This is a genomic window from Skermanella sp., assembly GCF_059503625.1.
Genome location: NZ_JCACHA010000947.1, coordinates 1 through 6840, shown reverse-complemented (window position 1 = coordinate 6840; position 6840 = coordinate 1). Strand labels below are relative to the sequence as shown.

The 6840-nt window shown below is 63.7% G+C and carries 8 protein-coding genes and 3 pseudogenes; 7 read left to right on the top strand and 4 right to left on the bottom strand.

The window, feature by feature from the left end:
- Positions 1-9: 9 nt before the first annotated feature.
- Positions 10-318, top strand: a pseudogene (locus AC5JJ6_RS34595) (transposase); the annotation flags it as partial.
- A 148-nt stretch (positions 319-466) separates the two neighbouring features.
- Here AC5JJ6_RS34595 and AC5JJ6_RS34590 read toward each other — a convergent pair.
- Together AC5JJ6_RS34590 and AC5JJ6_RS34585 are read right to left on the bottom strand one after the other, a co-directional pair.
- On the bottom strand, positions 467-733 hold the full coding sequence (locus tag AC5JJ6_RS34590; protein WP_496046390.1) for a Txe/YoeB family addiction module toxin: 267 nt from the start codon (positions 731-733) through the stop codon (positions 467-469).
- On the bottom strand, positions 730-987 hold the full coding sequence (locus AC5JJ6_RS34585) for a type II toxin-antitoxin system Phd/YefM family antitoxin (RefSeq protein ID WP_496046389.1): 258 nt from the start codon (positions 985-987) through the stop codon (positions 730-732). Before AC5JJ6_RS34585 ends, AC5JJ6_RS34590 begins: the two co-directional genes overlap by 4 nt.
- Positions 988-1259: 272 nt before the next feature.
- Here AC5JJ6_RS34585 and AC5JJ6_RS34580 point away from each other — a divergent pair, with 272 nt between their 5' ends.
- The 3 genes from AC5JJ6_RS34580 to AC5JJ6_RS34570 all read left to right on the top strand — a co-directional run bounded on the left by AC5JJ6_RS34580 (position 1260) and on the right by AC5JJ6_RS34570 (position 2667).
- Entirely contained in the window at positions 1260-1484 is a 225-nt protein-coding gene (locus AC5JJ6_RS34580; RefSeq protein ID WP_496046388.1) for a hypothetical protein, read from the top strand.
- A gap of 99 nt (positions 1485-1583) precedes the next feature.
- The gene (locus tag AC5JJ6_RS34575; RefSeq protein ID WP_496046387.1) at positions 1584-2033 is read left to right on the top strand and encodes a DUF4112 domain-containing protein; all 450 of its coding nucleotides are present in this window, start codon (positions 1584-1586) and stop codon (positions 2031-2033) included.
- A gap of 49 nt (positions 2034-2082) precedes the next feature.
- Positions 2083-2667 carry a peptide deformylase gene (locus AC5JJ6_RS34570; protein ID WP_496046386.1) on the top strand — a complete coding sequence of 195 codons (585 nt, stop codon included), beginning with the start codon at positions 2083-2085 and terminating at the stop codon, positions 2665-2667.
- 137 nt (positions 2668-2804) lie between these two features.
- On the opposite strand, the pseudogene AC5JJ6_RS34565 reads toward AC5JJ6_RS34570, so the two are convergent.
- Both AC5JJ6_RS34565 and AC5JJ6_RS34560 read right to left on the bottom strand, forming a co-directional pair.
- Positions 2805-3002 (bottom strand): annotated as a pseudogene (locus tag AC5JJ6_RS34565) (host attachment protein); the annotation flags it as partial.
- 15 nt (positions 3003-3017) lie between these two features.
- Positions 3018-3203, bottom strand: coding sequence for a hypothetical protein (locus tag AC5JJ6_RS34560; protein ID WP_496046385.1), 186 nt, complete (start codon positions 3201-3203; stop codon positions 3018-3020).
- An 861-nt stretch (positions 3204-4064) separates the two neighbouring features.
- Here AC5JJ6_RS34560 and AC5JJ6_RS34555 point away from each other — a divergent pair.
- The 3 genes and pseudogenes from AC5JJ6_RS34555 to AC5JJ6_RS34545 form a co-directional block, all read left to right on the top strand.
- Complete coding sequence (locus AC5JJ6_RS34555; RefSeq protein WP_496046384.1) at positions 4065-4802, top strand: ParA family protein; 738 nt, start codon at positions 4065-4067, stop codon at positions 4800-4802.
- A complete protein-coding gene (locus AC5JJ6_RS34550) occupies positions 4799-5470 on the top strand; it encodes a hypothetical protein (protein WP_496046383.1) in 672 nt (223 codons plus the stop codon). The genes AC5JJ6_RS34555 and AC5JJ6_RS34550 overlap by 4 nt, the downstream gene beginning before the upstream one ends.
- A gap of 1120 nt (positions 5471-6590) precedes the next feature.
- Positions 6591-6840, top strand: a pseudogene (locus AC5JJ6_RS34545) (IS630 family transposase); the annotation flags it as partial.

Below are 6840 nucleotides of genomic sequence, written 5' to 3'. Positions count from 1 at the left end.
GCTTAGGCGGTGTGGAAGCCGCTGATCGAACAGGTCCGGCCGCGCGGCAAGACGCCACCGAAGGACCTGCGCCGCACGGTCGAGGCGATCCTCTGGCGCCACGAGAACGGCACCAAATGGCGCAGCATCCCGGCCGGGCTCGGCCCATGGTTGCGGGCGGCGCAGTTGTTCATTCGTTGGGCCAAGCAGGGTGTCTGGGAACGCCTGCTCGACATCGCCCAACGGCGTGGTGTCACGCTTGGCATGACCTTTATCGACGGCACCAACATCCAGGCCCACCAAAAGGCGGTGGGTGCGGAAAAAAGGGGGTCTAAAGCAGTGCCCGGGCACTTTGTTGCACGGATAGGCTAAGTCACTGAAAAGGCTTAGCAGTTCAGAATCGGTCGAATACCATAACCGTCTGATTTGATTGGATTCTTACCTGATCTATGCAACACAGTGGCCCACCTTCCAACGGGTTAGGGGGTCAGTAGTGCTGGCGGCAGGCGACAACCTCGATCTGCTGCGCCTCGCCCTTGCCGACGACGCGGTAGACCAGCCTATGTTCCTGGGTAATGCGGCGGGACCACCATCCCGAGAGATCGCCCTTGAGCGGTTCTGGCTTGCCCAGACCCTTGAACGGATCGCGGCGGATGTCTCGGAGCAATTCGTTGAGCCTCACCAGCATCACGCGGTCGGCCTCGATCCAGTGCTGGTAGTCCGCCCAGCCGTTGGGCGTGAACAGCAGGTTCAAGGCTCGATCAGATCATGCTCGGCCGCCAACCCGGCGTCGGCCTGCTGGATGCTTTCCAGCAGGCGCGCGGCGTTCCTGGGATTGCTCAACAGGTGGACGGTCTCCTGCCACCCGGCGAACTCCTCCTCGGATAACATGACGACATTGCCCTTGCCGCCCTGTCGGGTGACCACCAGAGGAACCCGGCCATCGACGACCGCATCCATGTGGCTCGCCAGATTGGCGCGGAACTCACTGTAGCTGACATGGGCCATGCCGCCCTCCTGCTGCCTTGTACAAATATATGTACAATGAACGACGTCGCCAAGCTAGATCGCGCCAATGGCCATCGATCACGCTTATGCCGGTGAGATCGGGAAACGTAGGCCAGTTGTGGGTTAAGCCAAACGCCTGGGCTACCGCCGAAAAGGCCTAAGAGTGCATGCCTTGCCATGGAGGCCGGCGGCTTAGGCTGAACCTGGGTCAGCGACCGCCATGGTCTGCGGATCGTTGACATCGCCGGGTGACCAACCTGCGGAACGGCCAAATGGCGTTGGTGTGGGTCCGCGATCGCGTTTCCGGGACCAATGGCCGCATTGTCAACGTCAGTGCCAAAGTCGCGGAGTTCTTGGGCGTGCGGCGCGGCGGCGTCTTGCCTGTGACGGTGGCGCCGCTCGCGGTCCCTCAGGCCGACGGCGGCGTCCGGCTGGGTGCGGGAACCGGCCTCGCTGACCATCGAGCCTACGTCACCGGTGGTGGTGACCGCCGGTAACTGAATCTCATCCCCACTTCAGGACAACCTCGGCGACCTCCCCCTGTGTCGGACGAGTTGTCGCGTGCTTCGGGCTAATCGAGACCTGCGGCTACGGCCATGAAGATGGCCGCCAACGGTGCCGGCCCTGCTGCGTTCCAAGGTCAACCCCGTGAGGTCTCGATGATCCGCCACCCGACTCTTGACCAGCCCCCGCCGCGGCACGCCGCACCGGACCTACGGTCCCCTGCCCGGCTGGAGATCATCGCCGATCTTCTCGACAGCCGCTGGCGCATCCCGGGCACCGGCATCCGCTTTGGGGCGGATGCGCTCCTGAGCCTGTTGCCCGGGCTGGGGCCGGTCGTGTCCACGGTGATCTCCGGCTACCTGATCTTGGAGGCACGCCGGCTGGGCATCTCAACCGGGACGGTGCTGCGCATGATCGGCAATGTGGGGCTGGATGGCCTGATCAGTTCGGTGCCGGTGGCGGGTGCGGTCGGCGACGTCTTTTTCCGCGCCAACCGGCGCAACATGGCCCTGCTCCGGCGGCATCTCGCCCGGCCGATGTGATGGCCGGACCACGGCTGGCCCGCAGCAGGCGGCCTTCTATACTTGCGCCATGAGCGTCCTGAAGATCGCCCGTATGGGCCACCCCGTCCTGCTCGAGCGGTGCCAACCCGTCGCCGATCCTGGCGCGCCCGAAATTCGCCGACTGGTGCGCGACATGTTCGACACGATGGAAGACGCGCCCGGGGCAGGCCTCGCCGCGCCGCAGGTCCACGTCCCGCTGCGGCTCTTCGTCTTCCGGGTGCAGCCGCACCGCTCCACGGGAGCGCAAGGCGACGCCGTCGTCGGCAACACCGTGCTGATTAACCCGGTGGTCGAACCGCTCGGGGAGGAGATGCAACTCCGCTGGGAGGGGTGCCTCTCGATCCCCGGGCTGCGCGCCGCGGTGCCATGCTTTATGCGCGTGCGCTACTCGGGGGGGGACTGTGAAGGGCGCCCGATCACTGCCGAGGTGTGCGGCTTCCACGCTGGCGTCGTTCAGCACGAGAACGACCACTTGGACGGCATCCTATACCCGATGCGGATGAGCGATTTCCACCAGATGGGTTTCCACGACGAGATCGCCCGGGCGGAGGAACTGGCGCTGCGGCTGGGCGCGATTCGGTCGGAATGGGCCGACGCGTCCAGCCGCACTTGAGCGGCTGGCGGTCTTCCACAAGGAGCCGGTTTCGCCGCGGAACATCCTGCACTGGCTGCCTTTGCTCAGCCGCGCGTGCGCACAGCCATCACAACGCGGCACCCCGATGCAGGACAATTCGCTGGCGAGAGGCCGCGTCAGCTGAAATGCGCGGTCAGTTCCTTGTCGGGCAGGTTCACGTAATCCTTGCTCATGGTCTTGTTGACCATGCCTGCCGCTTCCTTGCTCAGCCCCTCGCGGATGCCGTGCAGCACCTGGGCAGAGGCGGCGATGACGAGTGAGGCCGCCTGGCCGCGGCGCACCGCCTCGTTCAGGTAATCGGCCACGGCCTTGGCAAAAAGTGCCTCCGACTAGTCCTTGGGGTCAGATTTCGGCGCCTTTAACTGGCTCACGCCGGAGTCCGCGTTCTCCACCGCATTCGCCTTGCCCGAGGCATCAAAGCTGTGCTGCGTGCGGAGGCCGTCATCGGTGTGGACCAGGACGCGAGCTCTGCCGCCATCCGCCACCACGTACCAGGTATGATCGGGTTTGCTCATGTTTATTCTCCGCTCTTCCCGACCCAAATGGTCTGGCAAGGGGTTGAACGTGTCACCCTACCTTTCGATGTTATTCCACATGGCATTTGTAGATATTCGCGCGCCTTCGCTTGGAGACTGGGTCGACTTTGAGAGCTCTGGCCTTCACCGCTCTTGCCGTAACGCCAGATCAGCGACGAGCGGTTTTAAGCGCAAAGAAAGTGTCCGGCCCGAGCAACGCAAAACCGTCAGCCTGTCCCCGGGTGCGCCTGGGCTGGGAGGATGGCAATGGGCTGGATCTCAATGAGCAAGAACGACCTGCATCGCTTCGAGGTTCTGAGCGAGGTGGTCTGTAGCCGCCGCAGCGTTGTCTCGGCGGCGGAGATGGTGGAAATCAGTCCACGCCACGCACACCGCGTGCTGAACCGCTTGTGGGAGGGCCGACCCCGTAGCCCTCGCACACGGGGACCAACTGCGCCTGTCCAACAACCGCCTGTCCGGGGATTAGCTCCAAAAGGCTCTGGCGATGATCGGCGAGCGCTACAGTGACTTTGGTCGGGCGCAAGCGGCAGAAAAGCTGGCCAAGTGATGCCGTTGGACAAGCCATTAAGCCGCGCCGCAAGCTCTCGCTGCACAAATAGTGGCATAACGCGAGGTCGCTATACATTTTTCCCTTTTTGGCTATCAGCGGAGAACCAAAACCTTTCCCAAAAGGGGTGGCCGGTCAGTTTAAGGTGGCGGCAGGCATAGCGATCGAATGCGGCTTGCGCGATCCGACACAATTGCCGTCACGATCACCGCGCTATAGCCGCCTTTTCTTCCTCTAGCGCTGTGTCACGTGCGGCTATTACAAATGCAGCGCCAACATTGGGGGGACGGGGGATGGCGAAGGGAGCGGCCGCTGCTGCGGCACCAGCACAGGCAGAAGTTAGACGCGTCAAACATCTGCCGCTGCCAGCGCAAGCTGCTACCAAGCGCCCTAAGTGGCTGCTGGTGGCCAGCGGCAAAGGTGGGTCAGGCAAGACCAGCACCAGCCTTAATCTTTCCGTTTGCGCCGCACATGACGGTCGGCGCGTGGCAATGGTGGACCTCGATCGTCAAGGCACGCTGTCGCGCTGGTACGAGCGCCGCCCCAATGAGGCGCCGGCGCTGACACTTTGGCATGGCCCGATGAGCGACGCCGCCAAGGCGCTCGCCGACATCGACCAACTGCCGGACATCGACCTCGTCGTGGTGGACACGCCGCCTGGCCTTGATGACCATCCTGACGCCTCCCGCCTGCTGGTCGCCCGGGCCGACTTCGTACTGGTTCCGACCACGCAGGGAACCGCAGACATTGATTCCGTAGTGGAGTGGATGAAGTTTCTCAAACGGGAGCGGGCGAAGGCCGGATTTTTGCTCAACAAGGCGCAGCGCTCGCATACCCGCTACCGCACCGCCAAGCTGCGGCTCAACCGAAGCGGGGCGCTGTGCCCAGTCGATGTTCGGCTACTGGATGATATCGAAGCGACACACGACCACGGCGTCGGTGTGATGGAAATCCGCAAGAGCCGGGGCGCCGAGGACTTCGCTGCCGTGTGGGACTACGTCAAACAGCAGCTTGGGATGGATGACCAATGAGCGGCTTCGTCCTAAGGCCCTCCGCGCGCCGCCGCACCGAACCGCTTGCCGCCCTCCCAGAACACAGCGATCAGCGTCGCGAGCGCCTCCTTAGCAACCACGTCAAGCAATGCGCCGACCTTGCAGAGTATGTTGAGGAGATCGACAAACTTTGGGGCGAAGCTCAGGAGAAATTCCTGACCATCGGCCGCTACCTGCTGCAGGCGAAGCTTACGCTACCTTACGGCCAGTTTGAGACCATGGTGGCGACGCAGTTACCGTTCGGGAAGAACATCGCCTACCAGCTCCGCTGCGTCGCCCAGGCGGTCGATCAGGACCGGCTGGACGCTGCCGAAGTGCCGCGCAGCTACAACAACGCCTTTCGGCTGGCGCAGATGAAGCCGCCGCTGCTGAAGCGCGCGCGCGAGGCCAATCTGGTGCGCCCCGACGTGACGCGCCGCGAGATCGACGAATTTCTCGATGTAGTCGCATCGGAAGTCGAGCGGGGCCGACCCGAGGCGGAGCGCACCGAGCGCGAAGCCGCCGCGCTGCGCAACCGCATCACCAGGCTCGAGGACGACTTGGCCGAGGCGAAGCGTCGGCTTGCGGAGTTGCTTGCACCCCGTGATCTGACTCTTCCGGGCGAGGCGGAGGCGGCAGCACCACCGCGACGAGGCAAACCGCGCTGACAGAGAACCACTGGATGCGCCACGCTGTGCCTGGTCTGGTACCTTGAATTGCTGCATCTGGCGCTCTTGCCGTCGCGTTGGCCGATGGGAATTCTCGGACCCATTGTTCAGGTAAGGGCTGGTTCGATGCCGCACCTTGGGTAGGATCTCGCGCTGCGCCACACCCTAGCTGCGCAGCCCATCGATGACGACGCGCCGTGGCTCGAACTCGAGACCGGCCGGCAGGTGCTTGAAGAAAAGCTTGGCCGCAGCGGCGTTCCTACGCGGATGTACTAGGATGTCGAGCACACACCGCGTTGGTCCACAGCTGGCGCGAGATACAGCGGCTCGCCATTTATCCGCAGGGACACCTCATCCATAGGCCAAGTGTCGTCAGGCCTTGGGCACCGCCAACTCAGCTTGCAGGCGATGTCGCCACCGAACTTCAGGCATCACTGCCGGACGCTCTCATGGGTGATACTGATGCCCAGCTTGATGAGGATGAGCCCCACGTCTCGCAGACTCAGCCCGAAGACGTGGTAGAACCACACCGCATGACTGATGATCCCTGCCAGGAAGCGGTGTCCAGGGTAGGTCGTGGGCTCTGGCATCATCTCACAAGCAGAGCCGCACCATTTCATTCGATGGCGCGGCCGCGAAGTTGGCAATGCCCGAGCATTGCGAAGGCGACGCTGAGAGGCCAGCATCTCATGTCGATGCCCATTGCCTCATCGATCAAATCTGCCGTCGAACCAATCTATCCCAATCTTCGCCATCAGCACGTTCAGTGTGGCGCCGCCAAGGCGTGCCAACACCTAGCCGCCGAGTTGCGTGTTCCATTCCGGAGCGGGACCATAGCTAAGCCCCCGACCCCTATCAGCGCAACCCCACCTAGTGGCATGCCTTCTCGCCGAAGCGACGAGATCGAGGCCGGCCGCAGGTTGCGCGAGAACCGGCGGGCGCCTGGCGATGGTGTAGGCCTAATTCTCGGAAAGTGCGTCACCCTACGGCCATCCGCGCGTTGAACTATTGATCCGGCTTGGGCGGTCTTGGAGGCAACTAATTCGGCCCAGGTTGGGGTTATGAAGCATGTGGACATGCGCAAGCTGCCGGCGGCGGCGCAAGAGGAACGCCACGACAGGTGATCGGGCTGCGGCAGGCCGGCCTGACCTATGGTGCGATCGCGGCGCAGGCTGGGCAGACCCAGACCGGGGTGTTCGACATCTGCAAGCGGTATGCCGAACGGGGTTCGGCTGGGTTGAAGACCGGGCAGCGCGGGCCCGACCCGGGGTATGGCCGGCTCCTCACGGCCGAGCCGGAGGCGGAGACGCCGGACCTGATCCGGCGCCACCCGCCTGACGAGTTGAACCTGCCGTTTGCGCTTTGGAGCC